This is a genomic window from Colwellia sp. TT2012 (genome assembly GCF_001440345.1).
Classification (GTDB): domain Bacteria; phylum Pseudomonadota; class Gammaproteobacteria; order Enterobacterales; family Alteromonadaceae; genus Colwellia.
This window is the reverse complement of sequence record NZ_LJYX01000017.1, coordinates 142,277-158,971: the sequence shown is the minus strand read 5'-3', so window position 1 is coordinate 158,971 and position 16,695 is coordinate 142,277. Positions and strand designations below refer to the sequence as shown.

The 16,695-nt window shown below is 40.5% G+C and carries 16 protein-coding genes and 1 pseudogene; 5 read left to right on the top strand and 12 right to left on the bottom strand.

The window, feature by feature from the left end; translation table 11 throughout:
- The first annotated feature begins 260 nt into the window (after positions 1–260).
- Entirely contained in the window at positions 261–761 is a 501-nt protein-coding gene (gene sixA, locus ASU03_RS10365; protein ID WP_057831761.1) for a phosphohistidine phosphatase SixA, read from the top strand.
- Between the two features lie 99 nt (positions 762–860).
- On the opposite strand, the gene smrB is transcribed toward sixA, so the two are convergent.
- Positions 861–1,535 (bottom strand): endonuclease SmrB, encoded by a 675-nt coding sequence (smrB, locus tag ASU03_RS10360; RefSeq protein ID WP_197411240.1) that lies wholly within the window; start codon positions 1,533–1,535, stop codon positions 861–863.
- 197 nt (positions 1,536–1,732) lie between these two features.
- Between smrB and prmB the strand changes: the two genes are divergently transcribed.
- The 4 genes from prmB to ASU03_RS10340 all read left to right on the top strand — a co-directional run bounded on the left by prmB (position 1,733) and on the right by ASU03_RS10340 (position 5,737).
- Entirely contained in the window at positions 1,733–2,677 is a 945-nt protein-coding gene (gene prmB / locus ASU03_RS10355; protein ID WP_057831760.1) for a 50S ribosomal protein L3 N(5)-glutamine methyltransferase, read from the top strand.
- A gap of 101 nt (positions 2,678–2,778) precedes the next feature.
- Positions 2,779–3,900 carry a chorismate synthase gene (gene aroC / locus ASU03_RS10350; RefSeq protein ID WP_057831759.1) on the top strand — a complete coding sequence of 374 codons (1,122 nt, stop codon included), beginning with the start codon at positions 2,779–2,781 and terminating at the stop codon, positions 3,898–3,900.
- A gap of 205 nt (positions 3,901–4,105) precedes the next feature.
- Positions 4,106–5,263, top strand: a complete 1,158-nt coding sequence (locus ASU03_RS10345; protein ID WP_231731579.1) for an MFS transporter — start codon at positions 4,106–4,108, stop codon at positions 5,261–5,263.
- Positions 5,264–5,335: 72 nt separating this feature from the next.
- Positions 5,336–5,737, top strand: a complete 402-nt coding sequence (locus ASU03_RS10340; protein ID WP_057831757.1) for a rhodanese-like domain-containing protein — start codon at positions 5,336–5,338, stop codon at positions 5,735–5,737.
- Between the two features lie 20 nt (positions 5,738–5,757).
- Here ASU03_RS10340 and ASU03_RS21930 read toward each other — a convergent pair.
- The 11 genes and pseudogenes from ASU03_RS21930 to ASU03_RS10290 form a co-directional block, all read right to left on the bottom strand.
- Positions 5,758–5,891 (bottom strand): annotated as a pseudogene (locus ASU03_RS21930) (VOC family protein); the annotation flags it as partial.
- Positions 5,892–6,054: 163 nt separating this feature from the next.
- Entirely contained in the window at positions 6,055–6,261 is a 207-nt protein-coding gene (locus ASU03_RS10335) for a hypothetical protein (protein ID WP_057831756.1), read from the bottom strand.
- A 136-nt stretch (positions 6,262–6,397) separates the two neighbouring features.
- Positions 6,398–7,237 carry a class I SAM-dependent methyltransferase gene (locus tag ASU03_RS10330; protein WP_057831755.1) on the bottom strand — a complete coding sequence of 280 codons (840 nt, stop codon included), beginning with the start codon at positions 7,235–7,237 and terminating at the stop codon, positions 6,398–6,400.
- 569 nt (positions 7,238–7,806) lie between these two features.
- Entirely contained in the window at positions 7,807–8,466 is a 660-nt protein-coding gene (gene nth / locus ASU03_RS10325; protein ID WP_057831754.1) for an endonuclease III, read from the bottom strand.
- Positions 8,467–8,560: 94 nt separating this feature from the next.
- Positions 8,561–9,361 carry an electron transport complex subunit E gene (locus ASU03_RS10320; protein WP_057831753.1) on the bottom strand — a complete coding sequence of 267 codons (801 nt, stop codon included), beginning with the start codon at positions 9,359–9,361 and terminating at the stop codon, positions 8,561–8,563.
- A complete protein-coding gene (rsxG, locus tag ASU03_RS10315; protein ID WP_057832236.1) occupies positions 9,351–10,019 on the bottom strand; it encodes an electron transport complex subunit RsxG in 669 nt (222 codons plus the stop codon). Before rsxG ends, ASU03_RS10320 begins: the two co-directional genes overlap by 11 nt.
- Positions 10,020–10,105: 86 nt before the next feature.
- Entirely contained in the window at positions 10,106–11,167 is a 1,062-nt protein-coding gene (gene rsxD, locus ASU03_RS10310) for an electron transport complex subunit RsxD (protein WP_057181195.1), read from the bottom strand.
- Between the two features lie 71 nt (positions 11,168–11,238).
- On the bottom strand, positions 11,239–13,287 hold the full coding sequence (gene rsxC, locus ASU03_RS10305) for an electron transport complex subunit RsxC (protein WP_057831752.1): 2,049 nt from the start codon (positions 13,285–13,287) through the stop codon (positions 11,239–11,241).
- 6 nt (positions 13,288–13,293) lie between these two features.
- A complete protein-coding gene (gene rsxB, locus ASU03_RS10300) occupies positions 13,294–13,863 on the bottom strand; it encodes an electron transport complex subunit RsxB (RefSeq protein ID WP_057831751.1) in 570 nt (189 codons plus the stop codon).
- 1 nt (position 13,864) lies between these two features.
- A complete protein-coding gene (gene rsxA, locus ASU03_RS10295) occupies positions 13,865–14,446 on the bottom strand; it encodes an electron transport complex subunit RsxA (RefSeq protein WP_057831750.1) in 582 nt (193 codons plus the stop codon).
- A 201-nt stretch (positions 14,447–14,647) separates the two neighbouring features.
- A complete protein-coding gene (locus ASU03_RS10290; protein ID WP_057831749.1) occupies positions 14,648–16,552 on the bottom strand; it encodes an EAL domain-containing protein in 1,905 nt (634 codons plus the stop codon).
- Between the last annotated feature and the right edge of the window lie 143 nt (positions 16,553–16,695).

Here is a 16,695-nt window from a genome sequence, read left to right as displayed (position 1 = left end):
CTACAATCAAAGCCTTGCCTATAAGCATTTAAACTCTCGCTAAGTGAACACTTTCTTATACAGATTGCTATTGAAGGAATAAAAAAGTTAATTTATTCTTAACTGTTGTTACTAAAGCGAGTTCATTTCTATTACTATAGCCGCAAAAATAACTCAGACTCAATACTTTAGCTAATAAAATTGATATAAAAGCTAAAAATTGAATTTATCCGCGAACATAATCTGTCAAGTTATCTATTAAATAACGGGCGGGAGAATTAATGCAACTTTTTATAATGCGCCATGGTGAAGCTAAAAATTTTGTTGAGCAGGGCAGTCGTGATGACAGTCAAAGAGCGTTAACCACAGAAGGTAAGCTAGAAGCAAAAATGATGGCGACTTGGTTGCACAAAATGAAAATCAAGCCAAGGCAGGTTTTTGTTAGCCCCTATGTTAGGGCTCAGCAAACCTGTGCTATAACAACGGCTATGATGCAAACGGCTATTACCACCCTAGATTTTATTACCCCTGAAGGTGATGCTAAACAAGTACATGACTTTATTGATGGCTGGTGTAGTGAGCAAGGGCAGGTAGTAAAGCTGCAGGATGAAAGCCTATTAATTATTGCTCATATGCCTTTAGTTAGCTACTTAGTGGCCCAGCTAACGCACTCGAATAATACCCCCATTTTCGCCACTGCTGGTATTGCTCATATAGATTATGATATTGACGCTATGCAGGGCCAGTTGCTCGCCATGGTGTCGCCATTAGACCTATGTTAACTAGACGCATGCCGTATGGTGAAAATAGCCTAGTATAGTTTGCCTATTGAAGGCTTAAGTTTGACGGGTGAGTTTTCAGGTAAGTTTTTCAACAGAGTTTTAGTCGCGATTAAATTTATCTTTTAATTCAATTAAGGCGAGTAAGGCACCATTACCACCCCATTCTAAAGGTGCTTGGTGAAAAGCCATGACATCGGGGTGTTGTACTAACCAATGTGGCACCTTGTTTTTTAAAATATGTGAGCCTATGCCATGAACGATGCAGACACATTGAGCGTGTTCTTTTTGACAGGCAAAGAGCAGAGCCGCTAGTTCTTTTTTCGCTTGGTGTTGATCTAAGCCGTGTAAATCAAGGATTAAGTCGGGTTGGTAATGGCCGCGGCGTAGGTTTTTCACTTCAAAGCTATCGACACCCTCACGAACATATTTCATCGGGCCTTGCTTATTTAAGTTAGGCTCAAATTCATCGGAAAAATGAAATTGTGCAATGGCTTGATTTGCCTTGTTATGCCCTTGGTCATTTTTTAGGGAAGTGTTAGACTTGTGGCCACTTTTTACTAACCGAACCTTGTCGTTGATTAACGGCTTAACTTGGCTGACAACATCAGCAAAAATTTGCTGGTCACTTGGCACTTCTTTAGCTGACTCCGCGACTTTATTTAACGACTCAGCCGTTTTTTTTTGCTGCTTGATACTTTGCGCACGCAGCTTAGCTTTTATGGTCGAGAGTTTGGTTTTTAAGGCTTTGTTATTCATCCGCGCAGTGTAAAACATTTTAGTATCAATACATATCAATTAATCTTGATATGGCGTCATCGAGACCGTAATAGCAAAGTAAGATAACTGTGATAAAAAATAGCTCAAACCTAGGCATTAAAGCGGTTTTTACCAACAGCCAGAGTGCCTGGTAGGCAATATATAGAAATCTCCATGAAGACATTTCGGGAGAAATACCAGATAAGGAAAATAATGTGAGCAGTACCGATTTCGAAGACATCACCGAGCAACTACATACCATTGCAGATTATTGTCGTTATGGAGCCAGTTTGTTTAATCAAGCTGAACTTTTTTATGGCCATGGCAATGACAATGCCTTAAGTGAAGCCTTTACCTTAGTGATGTTTGCCATCTCCTTGCCTAAGGAAATGAGTGAAGATGTGATGAACTGTCGTCTACTCAAGCAAGAAAAACAGGACATCTTGGCCTTTTTCCAACAACGCATTGATACTCAGAAACCTGTGGCCTACATCACCAATCTTGCTTACTTTGCGAAATTACCTTTTTACGTTGATGAACGTGTTTTAGTGCCACGGTCACCTATTGCTGAACTGATTGAAAAACACTTTGAACCCTATTTTAGTGAGAAAAATCCGCCACAAAAGGTATTAGACTTGTGTACTGGCAGTGGTTGTATTGCCATTGCTTGCGCCAGTTATTTTCCCGAGGCACAAGTTGATGCCGTTGATTTATCGCTTGATGCGTTAGATGTTGCCCAAATGAATATTGAAAACCATGGTTTAAGTGCACAAGTTATGCCAATTCAATCTGATGTTTTCTCTGGGGTTGTTGGCCAAAGGTATGATTTAATTGTCACTAATCCGCCTTATGTTGATCAAGAAGATATTGATAGCCTGCCGACGGAGTTTACCCATGAACCAGAAATGGGCTTAGGCTGTGGTGACGATGGCTTAGATATTGTGCGAGTAATATTGGCGGAGAGTGCTCAGCACCTCAATGATGATGGCATACTCATTTGTGAAGTAGGTAACTCACAATATCATGTTGAAGCACTCTACCCTGAGGTGGATTTTACGTGGTTAAGCTTTGAGCGTGGTGGTCACGGGGTGTTTATGTTAAAAAAAGCACAGTTAGAAAAACATGCAAAATTATTTACTGGCGCTGTTATAGCTGAGTAATAAATCAGCAGTAAAGCACTGAATAAATAAAATAATAGTCACAATAAACGCTAGAGTAATAGTCAAAATTCTAACAATAAATTAATAGGCGGTAATGTTTAATGTCAGGTAATACCTTCGGAAAATTATTCACAGTGACATCATTTGGCGAAAGTCATGGTTTAGGTCTAGGCGCAATTATTGATGGTTGTCCGCCAGGGCTTGAGTTATCTGAGGCTGATTTACAAATCGATTTAGACCGACGCCGTCCAGGCACCTCACGTTACACTACCGCACGTAGAGAAGCCGATGAAGTCAAAATTCTCTCTGGTGTATTTGAAGGAAAAACCACCGGCACACCCATTGGTTTAATGATTGAAAATACCGACCAACGCTCAAAAGACTATGGCAACATTGCCCAAAGCTTCCGCCCAGGCCATGCAGATTATACCTACTGGCAAAAATACGGCTTACGAGATTATCGTGGTGGTGGTCGCTCTTCTGCCCGAGAAACCGCTATGCGTGTTGCGGCTGGCGCCATAGCAAAAAAATATTTAGCTGAAAAATTTGGCATGACCATTAAAGCTTGTGTCACGCAAATTGGTGATATTGTCGCCAGTGGTCCTAATGGCACACCGTTTGATGTTAATTTGGTTGATTGGCAAAGCGTCGAAGAAAACCCATTTTTCTTTGCGGATAATACTAAGCTTGAACAACTTGGTGAGTACCTTAGGACCATTATTAAAGCGAAAGACTCTATTGGTGCTAAAGTCACTGTGGTGGCGACTAATGTTCCTGTCGGCTTAGGTGAACCCATCTTCGACCGTTTAGATGCGGATATTGCCCATGGCTTAATGAGTATCAATGCGGTAAAAGGTGTTGAAGTAGGTGATGGTTTTTCCGTGGTAAATCAAAGAGGCTCAGAGCATAGAGATGAGCTGACACCAGAAGGTTTTTCAAGCAATCACGCCGGTGGTATTCTTGGCGGGATTTCATCAGGGCAGCAGATCATTGCTCATTTAGCACTTAAACCGACCTCAAGTATTGGTATAAGTGGTAAAACAGTTGATTTAACAGGCAAAGCGACGGAGATCATTACTAAAGGTCGTCATGATCCCTGTGTCGGTATTCGCGCTGTGCCTATTGCTGAGGCAATGTTAGCACTGACGTTGATGGATCATTTTTTACGTCACCGTGGACAAAATGCTGATGTGCAATGTAGCACTCCAGACATTGAAGCCTAATATGGCAATACTATAGTTGAGCAAGTAAGAGCAGCGATTGAGGGTAATCTTATGATAAAACACCCTCAATCTTCTTTTAGATAATTCACTATATTTATTAACCGATTATCACCAAGATGTTAATCGGTTAATACTCAACTATCAATCAGCTATCTATTAGTTATCACTCATTATAAGGCTCACTAGCTTGGCACTTTTTAAGATGATGTTTGTGCGATTATCATCAAATTACTTTTTTTATTTTGCCTTACTTGGCCTAATCTCACCTTTTTTATCAATATACCTCGATGGTAAGGGCTTTAACTCCCGGCAAGTAGGTGAAATTCTTGCCATTATCACCGCGACAAAAATCGTCGCCCCTAGTTTGTGGGCAATGCTGGCAGATAAAACCGCCAAGCCGTTGTTTATTATTCGATTGGGTGCCTTTTTAGCGCTACTGAGTTTTAGCTTACTGTTTTGGCTTAATCATTATTGGCCAATTACCTTTTGTTTGGCTCTTTTTACTTTATTTTGGACCGCTATTTTACCGCAACTGGAAGTACATACCTTAACGTCTTTGCGGCACAGCAATAAAATATATGCCCGAGTGCGTTTATGGGGTAGTTTGGGTTTTATTGCGTTAGCAATCATCGCCGGCGAGGTAATGAGTGTTTTTGGCTATCAAAGCTTTACCGGTATTGGCATGGTAATATTGGCTGGTTTGTTTGTTAGTACCTTAATGTTAACACCGTTAAAGACAGTAACCGCTGTTAAAGATAAGGTGAACAAACAGGGCGCCATTTTGCCTAAACTCATGGACAGGCATTTTATGTGCTTTTTCATTGCCGGTTTATTATTACAAATTAGTTTTGCGCCCTATTATGGATTTTTTGCACTATTTTTACGTGACTTTCATTACTCTGGTTTAGCGATTGGCTTATTTATATCTATGGGCGTTGTTGCTGAAGTCATTGCCTTTATTTATATGGGCAAGCTGTTTAAACGTTTCGCTTTAACTAGCTTACTGGTCTTTAGTTTAGCGATTACCGCCTTACGATGGTTTTTAATGCCAGAAGTGGCTGGCTCAGTGTTATGGCTTGGAGTGATTCAATTAAGCCATGCGGCGAGCTTTGCTATTTATCATTGTGCCAGCATGCAATTTATCTCTGCGCACTTTAGTAAAACAGAGCAAAGTCGCGGGCAGGGCATCTATTTAGGCGGTGTTTATGGCGTTGGTGGCGCTATTGGTGCTTATTTTACCGGTATAATATGGTTAGATGGCTTAGGCGCGGGTACCGCTTTTATGATGGCAGGCGCAAGTGCGTTGCTAGGGGCTATCATTATGATGTTTAGTAATAATAATCGAGTCATGAAAATAAAATAGGTAATTTACCCTAGAGTTATACTGAATAAACAAATACCTAATCAAAGACTATCTGATAAAGAAGGCAACAACATGAAGAACTCACCTGTGATTAAATATATTTCTATGATGTTATTGGCTGTGGCATTAATAGGCCCAACGCAAGTAACGGCCAAAGATATTAGCCAAGTGCAATTATTGCAAGTGATGCAAAGCGACCAGCAAGTCATATTACTTGATGTGAGAACCGTAGAAGAATTCCTCTCCGGTCATATTGCTGATGCAGTTAATATCCCACATAAAGAGCTTGAGGCCCGCTTAGCCGAGCTGTCTGGTGCTAAAAACAGCCAAATTGTCATATATTGCCGTTCAGGTAGACGAGCAGAAATAGCCAAGCAAGTATTAGTAAAAAATGGTTTTAGTCAGTTAGATCATTTAAGCGGTGATTTTAATGAATGGACCAGCAGCTCCTTACCTATTAATAAAGGTAAATAGGCAATATATGCCTTAAGCGGTGAGCAAACAGCTAATTCGTTACCACTGGGCTCAGTAACATGAAAACGACGTCCGCCGGGGAAAGAAAAAAAGCTTGGCTGATAATGCCTCCTGCTTGTATAACACGTTGCTCTCTGGCTTCTAAATCATCACTAAGTCACACCAAAAAACAAGCAGCATTTACGGGTGGTTTTACATAATTAGTCACTTCGCGTTGTGTCATAAACAACCTGATTTTTGCAAAATATTTTGACATTTTAATCCGTGACATAGAGGCGGTTAAGGCTTTTCTCTCCATTATTTTCATTGTATTCGCTTTAGTTATACCAAATACTGACCACTATGGTTACTGGCTGAAAGGAACCACCACTTTGTGATTGAGTGATATTCTGAACTTTGATATTTGGCTGTGTGGCTAACCAAAGATTAATTTCACCCTCTAAACCATGATCGGTTGCGACATCAGATTTAGGCAGAAAACCTATTTTAGCTCGTAAAATTTTAGTAAATATTTTAACTTCCATAATATTCCCTTATAAAAAGTGTGTTGAGTACTCGGTAGTTCAGTGGCTTTATTCACCCTGTATTGTTCGTTGTAAAGGGGGCAGATACCAGTAGAACTAAGTATCAGTAATAATGTTACCGCGCCCTTTTATACTATTATTTCTGTGCACTGACTCCCATCAAATGTTCTACTTTTACCACACGCTTGAAGCCTGCCGCTTTGAGCCGTCGGATGACACCATCGACAAAACTGCTGCCTTTCTTTACTACGTGTGGATTGCCAGTGTAATGAAAAAGCCGTCCGTGCCGATGCAGTACTCGGAAAATCTGCCGGTAGAACTCTTCACTATAAAGTTCTCCAGCGAGGGAAAAACGCGGTGGATCATGAATGACCGAATCGAAGGAAGTTGCCGGCATTGTAGTTATAAGCTCAAAGCTATTGCCCTGACGTTGCACAATTCCCTCTAGGGCCAAATCTTTTGACCAAGGGTTCTGTGCGCGCAGCCCCATTACTTCACGGCTCAGTTCGATGCTAAGCACCTCGCTTGCACCTAGTCGAAGGGCAGCTATGGCCGCATAACCCAGCCCGCTGCAGCAGTCCAATACCTTATCACCCTTACGTACCGCCTGTTGAGCCATCTCAGAGGCACTGACAAAGGGGTCGGTTCCCTTAGATATGTGCATCTTGACACCACTAATTTCTAGCAGAGGTGCACCAGCTGTGGGAACAAGCTTGTAGTAGCCAGAGCTGCGGTCTTCAAGTGGGGTCATATCGCCATCGCGACAGAGGTAGATCCTCTGTGTCTTCTTGACGATTTTTTTAAGTTGCTCAATGGACAGCTGATTGTCTTGGTCGAGCACTAGGCCCTGATCACCTAAGGAAAAATCCCGTTCTGAAAGGTTCAGATCAGTGGATAGCCTGACGCAGGATAGTCCTTGGGCTATGGCCTCCAGCGCCTGTTGGGCATTTATGCTATGAAGGTAGTATTCGGGCATATTGTTGGTCTATCTAGTTAAAAATACTGACGCTACTATACACCTTCAGCGTTGCTGCAGCTTACTTAAATCAGCCCTTAGGTGTGCTATTTTGTTTTTTTATTATGCTTTTATGTCACGCCATACCTATTAATAAGGCAACTATACCCGTTACCATTCAAGATGCATGTTTCAGAGTGCTTGAGCAATTTCAATTCAAGGCGCTGTGATGAAATAATGGTTGTTCAGGAGAATATGCTCCTGCACAAGCATGAATAAAATACGCGCCTTGATCATGAGTCGCTCAGGTGTCCACAAACGAGTATATTGAAGTCGCTTGGGTATACCGCGTTAACTAATTAAACCATAGAATGACTATGCTTCAATTATTTCCCTTGCCTAAAGCCCTTTTAATACCCACTGAAATCGAGCACTTTGAATGGTAACGGGTATAGGTGAGGTAAAAATGGCACTAGACGTTTTGAATATATTTGATTGGCAGTATACCAAACCGAAAGGAGAGCTAGACTGAGTATTAATAAACCCCTAGCTGGTTATAAAAAGGATAAATCAGAGGGGAGTATGTCTAGCTACTCGGTTTTTTCTTTAAACTCACATAAATCTTCAATGATACAAGCGCCACATTTAGGTTTTTTCGCGGTACATATATAACGACCATGCAAGATGAACCAATGATGTAAGTTAAACATAAATTCTGTTTTTCTTGGTGTTAGTTTTATTATATTGGCTTCAACCTGGTCAACATTTTTACCTGGAGCATATTTAGTTCGGTTAGCAAGCCGATATATATGGGTATCGACAGCTAAAAAATATTTCCCTTCATTATCTTTTAGCCAGCCAAAGGCGGTATTTAATACCACATTCGCCGTTTTTCGACCTACCCCTGGTAATGCTTCTAATGCGGCTCTATTTTCGGGTACTTCACCACCGTGTAAGTCCACTAACATCTGACAGGTTTTAAGGGTGTTTTTTGCTTTGGTATTAAACAAACCAATGGTTTTGATATAGCCTTTAAAACCCTCAAGGCCCAGGTCTAAAATGGCTTGTGGGGTATTGGCAACAGGGTAGAGCTTATCCGTGGCTTTATTGACACTAACATCCGTTGCTTGTGCCGAGAGTAATACGGCAATAAGCAGTTCAAACGGGCTAGAAAAGTTTAATTCTGTCGTTGGCTCTGGATTCTCATCACGCAGCCGCGTTAACATTTCTAAGCGTTTCTCTTTATTCATGACTTTGCTCTTCTCTATTTTTCTTTACTGTCTTGGCGGCTAAATGCTTTGTTATTCATTATTTTTTATTAATGGCTCTTTAATAATATTGGCGTTAAGAGTCAAAATTTACCCGTACTCGTTCAATAACCAGGTCGGTATCCGCCACTTTTTTAGCTTTTATCTGACTATCAATGGTGTTTTTAAGTGCAATTAAAAAACCCATGGCGATAAAGGCTCCGGGTGGTAGAATCGCAAGTAAGAACTGACTATCAAGTTGCATCACTTCAATTCGAAGTACACTTGCCCAGTCACCTAGTAATAAGTCCGCGCCATCAAAGAGGGTACCTTGCCCTAGTATTTCTCTTACTACACCTAATATAATTAATATAATGGCGAAGCCTAGCCCCATCATAAGTCCATCAAAAGCGGATTGTTTAACCGGGTTTTTTGACGCATAAGCTTCAGCTCGACCAATAATGGCGCAGTTAGTGACAATTAACGGTAAAAATATGCCTAAAGATTGGTAAATACCATAGGCATAGGCATTCATCAGCAATTGCACACAGGTGACAAAAGCGGCAATGATCAAAACAAAAATAGGTATACGAATTTCTTTAGGTACCCAATGACGAATGGCCGATACAGTGACATTTGAACAAACAAGTACCAGCAGTGTCGCCAAGCCAAGACCAAGGGCATTAGTCACAGTTGACGTTACTGCCAGCAAAGGACACAAACCAAGTAGTTGTACTAAACCAGGGTTATTTTTCCATAACCCTTGTAGGGCTAACTCTTTATATTCTGCTTTAAGAGCCGCTGCGGCTTGTGATTTTTCAGCCGCTTTTTCCTGCTCATCAAGGTCGTCAGCAATATCCGCTGCCTTACTGTTTTGTGGGGCTATATCATTGCTCATTTTCAGCCTCATGCTTTATGGGGGTCGATGTTGATTTTAGTTTATCTTCGCCACAAGCATTTGGGCGAGCTAATAAACTTGCTTTATTTTTAGTAAAGTAAATTAGGGTGTTTTTAACCCCGTCTACTATGGCACGTGGGGTAATGGTCGCTCCGGTAAATTGATCGAACATACCATTATCTTTACTTACCGCCCAGCGGCTATCGTCTTCTGACAGCATGCGTTTACCGGTAAAACTGGTAATCCAGTTACTTTTTCTAATTTCAATTTTGTCACCTAAACCAGGGGTTTCTTGGTGTTTGAGTACTCGAACACCACTGACACTGCCGTCATTGTTGATCGCCATAATAAAATCAATGTTGCCATTGTAGCCTTTTGGTGCAGTACTGGTCATGGCCACCGCAATCACTTGTCCGGCTTTTCTAGCGATATAAGCCGTGTGGACTTTATTTATGCCTAGCTCAGGAGCACTGATCTTAATACAGTCATTGGCGATGTCATTGTCATAGCGACTCGGCTCAATAATGCTATGTAAGGTCTTTAATAAATATTTTTGCTCTTGTTGCTTTATGCGTTCTTTAGTGAGTTCACTGACTAAACCTACAGCAAAAGTACAAGCGATGGCAAAGAGCGCAAGTATTTTTGTGTTTTTAGATATGGCAATCGTTAGAGCAGATTTTTCCGCGACATTTTTAGTCGGCTTAGTGCTGCTTTTTTTTGTGATATCATTATCTGAATTAGACATCACTTGTCTCCCTTTAGGTGACCATAAGTCCGCGGGCGAGTATATTGATCAATCAAGGGCGCCGACATGTTACAGAGTAAAATAGCAAAAGCAATACCATCAGGATAGCCACCAGCGGTGCGAATTAAATAGACTAACAGCCCAGCAAGTAAACCAACGATGATACGACCTTTAGTACTGGTAGCGCCAGTAACCGGGTCGGTTAAAATAAAGAATGCCCCGAGCATGGTTGCGCCAGAAAACCAGTGAAACATAGTGGAAGCGCTGCTATCCGGGCTCATACTATAGCCGATAAAAGAACAGATAAATAAACTGATTAAAAAGCTAACCGGTGTTTGCCATGCAATGGCTTTTTTAAAGATAAGAAAAAGTCCACCCAATAAAAAGCCAGCATTTATCCATTCCCAGCCTAAAGCGAAATTATCACCGAACACTGGATTGTTAAGACTTTCCAATACGGTCAAACCTTGGTTAATGTTTGTTTTAAGGGTATCAAGGGGGGTTGCCATGGTGATACCGTCAAGGGTGTTACGCACTTGCTCTACTGAATACCCTTCAACGGTAAAACCCGTTAAAATGGTGGTTAAGGTGTTGGTAAAATTTAAATCAACAGCCACTAAACTCAAGGGTGGTTGCCAGAGTGTCATCTGCAAAGGAAAAGACACCAACAACATGACATAACCAGCCATGGCCGGGTTGAATGGGTTATGACCAAGTCCACCATACAGCTGTTTAACAATGACAATGGCAAAAATTGTACCAATAACCGAAATCCACCAAGGAGCTAATGCCGGCAAACATATACCGAGCAATAAAGCGGTTAATAAGGCACTACCATCGAGTAATTCATGGGCAATAGGTTTTTTACGCAGTGACAGCACGGTAAATTCACAAACCAGTGCCGTTATCATGGCTATGCCAATATGAATTAAATTTCCCCAACCAAAAAAATACCATTGGGCTAAAATGCCAGGCAGGGTGGCGTAAATAACCAAACGCATTAAATTAGGTGTTTTTGTTTGGTTATGGTTATGTGGTGAACTTGCTATCCAAAATGCCATTATTTATGTCGACTCGTCGGGTTGTTTAGCGGATGAATTTTTATTCAAGTTTGTTTTTTTGTTACTCATGTTTAGCCACTATCTTGGTCATTATTTTTGACGGTACCGGCAAGATTGCGGGCTTCTTTTGTTTTTTTCTTGGCTTTCGCTTTAGCAACGGCGGCAGCTATTTTTGCCTTTTTATCCGTTAAAGTGACTGTTTTTTCAGCCTCTGTGCTTTCTGGCCGATATACGGACTGAACAGCGTCAGCAGCTTTACTGAGTTTTTTTGCTTTTGCTTTAGCAATAGCGGCGGCAATTTTTACTTTTTTATCATCATTACTTGGTGGTTGAGATACCTCAAGTAGCTCAGTTACTGTTTGTTTAACTGGTTCATTAGAGCTTATGGGCTTATTGGCCGCTTCTTGTTTAAGGATTCTCTTCGCTTTGGCCCTAGCAATTGCGGCAGCTACTTGCGTCTTTTGCTCATCAATCGGGTTAGTTGCCTCAGTTGCTAGCTCATTACTTTGTGCTAGGTTGTTTTGTGCCTCAGCTGTGCTGGATTGGCTTTTAGCTGCTTTTTTAGCTTTCACCCGTGCTAGTGCTGCTGCGACGGCAGATTTTGCGTCTGTCGCTTCTGGTGTTGCTTTATTCATTGCCGCTTTTCGTGCCGCGGCCGCTTTCTTTTGTTTTTCTTGACGGGCTGTTTTTTCTTTTTCTAATCGTAACTTACGGGCTTCAAAGCGAGTCTTTGCCTTTTCTGCTTTTAAATCTAATTGTTGTTGCTGACGTATTTCAGCTTTAGCAATACGGTAGTAATGCACCAGAGGAATTTGACTTGGGCAAACATAAGCACAGGCACCACAATCAATACAATCACTTAAATTGAGTTTTTCTAACTGTGGGTAATCTTTAGCTTTGGCGCTCCACTGCAACTCTTGCGGTAGTAACTGACTTGGGCATACATCACTGCATTGACCACAGCGAATGCATTCAACTTCTTTACTTTCTTTTTCAAAAGCACTTGGCATTTCTGTTTTACTGGGCACTAAAATACAGTTACTGGTTTTAACTATTGGGACTAGCTCACTGGAGACACTAAAGCCCATCATAGGGCCGCCCATGATCACTGGCTGCTGTTCATTTTCAATGGCTTGCACGGCACATTGTTGCAGCAAAAAATTAATTGGCGTGCCAAGTAACGCCCATACATTTTGTGGTTTATTTAACGCTTGTCCAGTCACAGTAACCACACGACGAATCAAGGGAATGTCATGTCTAACGGCGTCATTAATAGCAAAACAGGTGGCAATATTTTGCATGACAATGCCCGTATGAATCGGCAAGCGACCTGAAGGAACTTCTTGACCGGTTAATATTTGAATAAGTTGCTTTTCACCACCTGCAGGGTATTTAGTTGGCACAACACAGACTTTTATTTTTTCAATAGCCGCACTTGCTTGTTGTAGCGCTTTAATTGCTTTGGGCTTGTTATCTTCTATGGCAATTAAAATAAAAGCCGGGGTTAACAACTTATCAAGAATTTTAATGCCATCAACGATAGCGTTACTTTGCTCCATCATTAACAAGTCATCAGCGGTGATATAAGGCTCACATTCCGCGCCATTAATAATGAGGAAGTTAATATCTGGTTTACTGTTTACTTTGATATGCGTTGGGAAACCTGCGCCGCCCATACCAGCAATACCTGCATCAGCAATCTTTTCAATTATTTCACTGTTCGATAACTGCTCTATATCGGCACAAACAGTTTTTTTTCGCCAGGTATCTGCACCATCCACATCGAGAAATACACACAATTGACTTAAGCCAGAAGGGTGGGCTATGACCGACATTTGTATGGCACTGATAGTGCCACTGGTGGGTGCATGAATTGGCACCACCATAGGGTTGGTACTTAAGGTTAGGGCTTGCCCTTTTAATACTTTATCGCCAATTTTAACCAGTAAATCACCTTCACGGCCAATATGCTGTTGTAGCGGGATGATTAACTGTTTTGGTAAAGCAAGTTGTTTGATAGGTTTACTTGCGGTTAGCATTTTTTGTTCAGGAGGATGAATGCCGCCATGAAAATCCCAAAAATGGCCACGGGTGATGCGCTCTATAACTGATTCCACCATACTCTCCTAATCCAGTTGTTTTACTGGAATACTGGTTAAATCCCATTGCCAATTATGAATGGTATCTGGCAATTCACGCATTTCAATGCAATCTACCGGGCAGGGGGCGACACATAAATCACAGCCGGTACACTCATCTATGATGATGGTATGCATTTGTTTTGCTGCGCCAATAATGGCATCAACAGGGCAAGCTTGAATGCATTTTGTACAGCCAATGCAATCTTCTTCAATAATAAAAGCAACTTTAGGGCGGTTACTTGCTGTCGTGTCACCTTGGACATGGCTTTCATCAAGGGGCTGTACTTCAACCCCCATTAAGTCAGCAATTTTCTTTATCGTATCTTCACCACCAGGTGCACATTTGTTGATGGCCTCGCCATCGGCAACTGCTTGTGCGTAGGGTTTACAACCGGGGTAACCACATTGACCACACTGTGTTTGTGGAAGAAGTGCATCAAGTTGCTCAACAATGGGATCAGCATCCACTTTAAAGCGAATAGAAGCATAACCTAATAGCGCACCAAATATGGCAGCAATACTACCAAGCACAAGAATGGCAAGGAGAATATTCATGTTAAACCTTCACCAAACCGGTAAAACCAAGGAAAGCCAATGACATTAAACCTGCAGTAATCATCGCAATGGCAGTGCCTTTAAAAGGTGCGGGCACATCGGCATTCGCTAGCTTTTCCCGCATGGCAGAGAACATTATGAGCACTAATGAAAAACCCAAGGCGGCACCAAAGCCATAAATAATGGATTCAAAAAAACTATGTTGTTGTCTTAAATTTAATAAGGCAACACCTAATACCGCACAGTTTGTCGTGATTAGCGGTAAAAAAATACCGAGTAATCGATAAAGGCTAGCACTGGTTTTATGGACCACCATTTCAGTAAACTGCACTACAACGGCAATCACCAAAATAAAACTCATGGTTGTTAGGTATTCAAGGTCGAGGGGCACAAGCAGGTAGGTGGTTACTAAATAACTTAATAGTGATGCCAACGTCATCACAAAAACAGTGGCGAATGACATGCCAATAGCGGTTTCAGTACGTGAAGAAACCCCCATAAAAGGGCATAGGCCAAGAAATTGTACTAAAACAAAGTTATTTACAAGTACAGTACCAACGAGAAGTAACAGGTAATCAGTCATTTACTTTAAAGGTCATTTGGTTATTTATAATAATAATACCGCTATTATCCGTGTTTTTATCCTATATAACAACACACCAGTAGTAAGGGTATTACGCTTTATTCGATTTTCTTTGCGTTGAGATAACAATTTTCGAGTCTATAAAAAAGCCGAATGCTAATGGCACATTCGGCTTTAAAACTTGTTAGTGCTATTATTTGATTATAGTTGAGTAGGCTTGCCCACGTAATAACCTTGGCAACCATCTATAAAAAGTTTTTCTAAAGTATGTTTTTCTTCTTGGGTCTCGACACTTTCTGCGAGGACATTAATGCCAAGCCTATGGGCTAGATCAACCATTAGACGTAGGAAGTATTGGTTGTTTTTATCGTCATCGATATCTCGTGTATAAGAGCTATCCATTTTAATAAAGTCAGGGGTTAAATCTCTAAAAAACTTAAAGGATGTTAAACCAACACCAAATCGCTCTACTGTTACTCTAGAGCCAACACGATGTAACATGTCGACTAAACGTTTAGCTGTCTTTATATTTTGCTGTAGTCCTAACTCAGATATTTCAAACACTAATCGAGGGGCAATACCCGGTTCACGAAGTAATTTACGTTCAAGCCAAATCATAAAATGTTCATCATTTATACTTCTAGCACTAAGGTTAATGCCATAGCTACTATCGAGCATGTTTTTACTGGTTATCACTTTAATAGCCGTTTCAATAATCAAGCGATCTACTTGGACTATTTTATCGAGTTTTTCTGCCATGGCGATAAAAGTAGCAGTAGGTAACATGTCATTGTTAGCATTTAGAAAACGCGCTAAAATTTCACCATAGACACGGGTATTACGGCCACTAGGTTGGATTGGTTGTACTAATAAATTAATACGTCCACCTTCTAATACACTATCTATCTCTTGTCGCCAATTTTGACTGCCAAAATTAGCGCTGTTATCGGTTAAAATATTGATATCGGTTTGTGAGTACCATGAGTTCGGTTTTTGTGTTTGAGCAACACTGACACCAGTGTCTGCTAAGGCTAATAATTCACCCAAAGGTTTAGACTTATCAAAATAAACTAAACCAGTAAAAGCGATTGAGTCTAACTCATTAATTTGCTGGTAATCATTAAACTTAAGGGTTAATTCACTGGCATATTGTTCAGCCGACTTTAACTGCTCGTTGGGTAATATGGTGGCGAAGTCGGAACTATTTAAACGAAACAGTTTACCAGTAGGTCGAGTTATTAATGCGCTTTTGATTATGTCGGCAACTTTTATAATATAGTTGTCACCTGAATTATAGCCATGTACCTGATTAATTGTCTGCAGTTCAGAGCAGCGAGTGATCAGCAGCACACCAAATTTAACCGGACTTTCTTGTACTATTTGTTTTTCATAAAACTGCACAAACCGGTTACGATTTTCAATTCCCGTTAAACTATCAACATGTGCTTCTATTTCTAGATTACTGGTGTTTTTGAATTGCTCTGTCATCATAGTTCGGATTTCAGCAATGCCTTTTTGTAATGCTGGGATCTCGAATAACTGCTTATTATCATTTTCTTGGGTGATAAAATCCGCGTCATTAATCTTTGCTAATTCGTTACTGATTTGTTTGCTAATAATACCAAAAATAATTGATTGTAATTTATAATTAAGCTGTGCTGAGATAAAAACAAAAATAATAGCTAATACCATAACGCCGATAAAAAGTTGTATTAGAAAATGAATTATGCCAGTAAAACCTAGTTTGTATTGAACCTGCAAATTAAGTTTACCGGCAGAGACTGTTTTTTGTTTCGTTAAAATAATATTGAGTAGAGGCGTTTGTTTACTCTGAAAACTAAATAATTCAGTGGCGTTATTTTTAATAATTAATGTTTGGTAGTCTGTGCTGGCTGTTAAAATAGCAGCGAGCTTTGCTGCTATTTCTTCTATAGAGTTCTCATTGCTAGCAAACTGCTGACTAATGGTTTGTATGGTTTGTTTATGTGCTTTAGTTTGCTTGTCTATATAGAGTGTTAATAAAGAAAATGCGATAACCCCGAAGGCTATAATAAAGGTTAATGCGAATAAGGCATTTTTGATAAATAACTTAGAAAACTTATACATGATGAAATTAAATGCTCCGTTTAAATCCTATCAAGAGGGGGGGGAAGTACTTCTTATTAGCAGTGCGATTTTTTATAAAAAACGATAGCTATAGTATAGGGTCAATACTAACATATTGTAAAATATAAATTAATTTTAGATCA

Coding starts and splice junctions, on each gene's coding strand:
- sixA (WP_057831761.1), top strand. CDS start 261: ATGCAACTTTTTATAATGCGCCATGGTGAAGCTAAAAATTTTGTTGAG.
- smrB (WP_197411240.1), bottom strand. CDS start 1,535: ATGTTTTACACTGCGCGGATGAATAACAAAGCCTTAAAAACCAAACTC.
- aroC (WP_057831759.1), top strand. CDS start 2,779: ATGTCAGGTAATACCTTCGGAAAATTATTCACAGTGACATCATTTGGC.
- ASU03_RS10345 (WP_231731579.1), top strand. CDS start 4,106: ATGTTTGTGCGATTATCATCAAATTACTTTTTTTATTTTGCCTTACTT.
- ASU03_RS10340 (WP_057831757.1), top strand. CDS start 5,336: ATGAAGAACTCACCTGTGATTAAATATATTTCTATGATGTTATTGGCT.
- ASU03_RS10335 (WP_057831756.1), bottom strand. CDS start 6,261: ATGGAAGTTAAAATATTTACTAAAATTTTACGAGCTAAAATAGGTTTT.
- ASU03_RS10330 (WP_057831755.1), bottom strand. CDS start 7,237: ATGCCCGAATACTACCTTCATAGCATAAATGCCCAACAGGCGCTGGAG.
- nth (WP_057831754.1), bottom strand. CDS start 8,466: ATGAATAAAGAGAAACGCTTAGAAATGTTAACGCGGCTGCGTGATGAG.
- ASU03_RS10320 (WP_057831753.1), bottom strand. CDS start 9,361: ATGAGCAATGATATAGCCCCACAAAACAGTAAGGCAGCGGATATTGCT.
- rsxD (WP_057181195.1), bottom strand. CDS start 11,167: ATGGCATTTTGGATAGCAAGTTCACCACATAACCATAACCAAACAAAA.
- rsxC (WP_057831752.1), bottom strand. CDS start 13,287: ATGGTGGAATCAGTTATAGAGCGCATCACCCGTGGCCATTTTTGGGAT.
- rsxB (WP_057831751.1), bottom strand. CDS start 13,863: ATGAATATTCTCCTTGCCATTCTTGTGCTTGGTAGTATTGCTGCCATA.
- rsxA (WP_057831750.1), bottom strand. CDS start 14,446: ATGACTGATTACCTGTTACTTCTCGTTGGTACTGTACTTGTAAATAAC.
- ASU03_RS10290 (WP_057831749.1), bottom strand. CDS start 16,552: ATGTATAAGTTTTCTAAGTTATTTATCAAAAATGCCTTATTCGCATTA.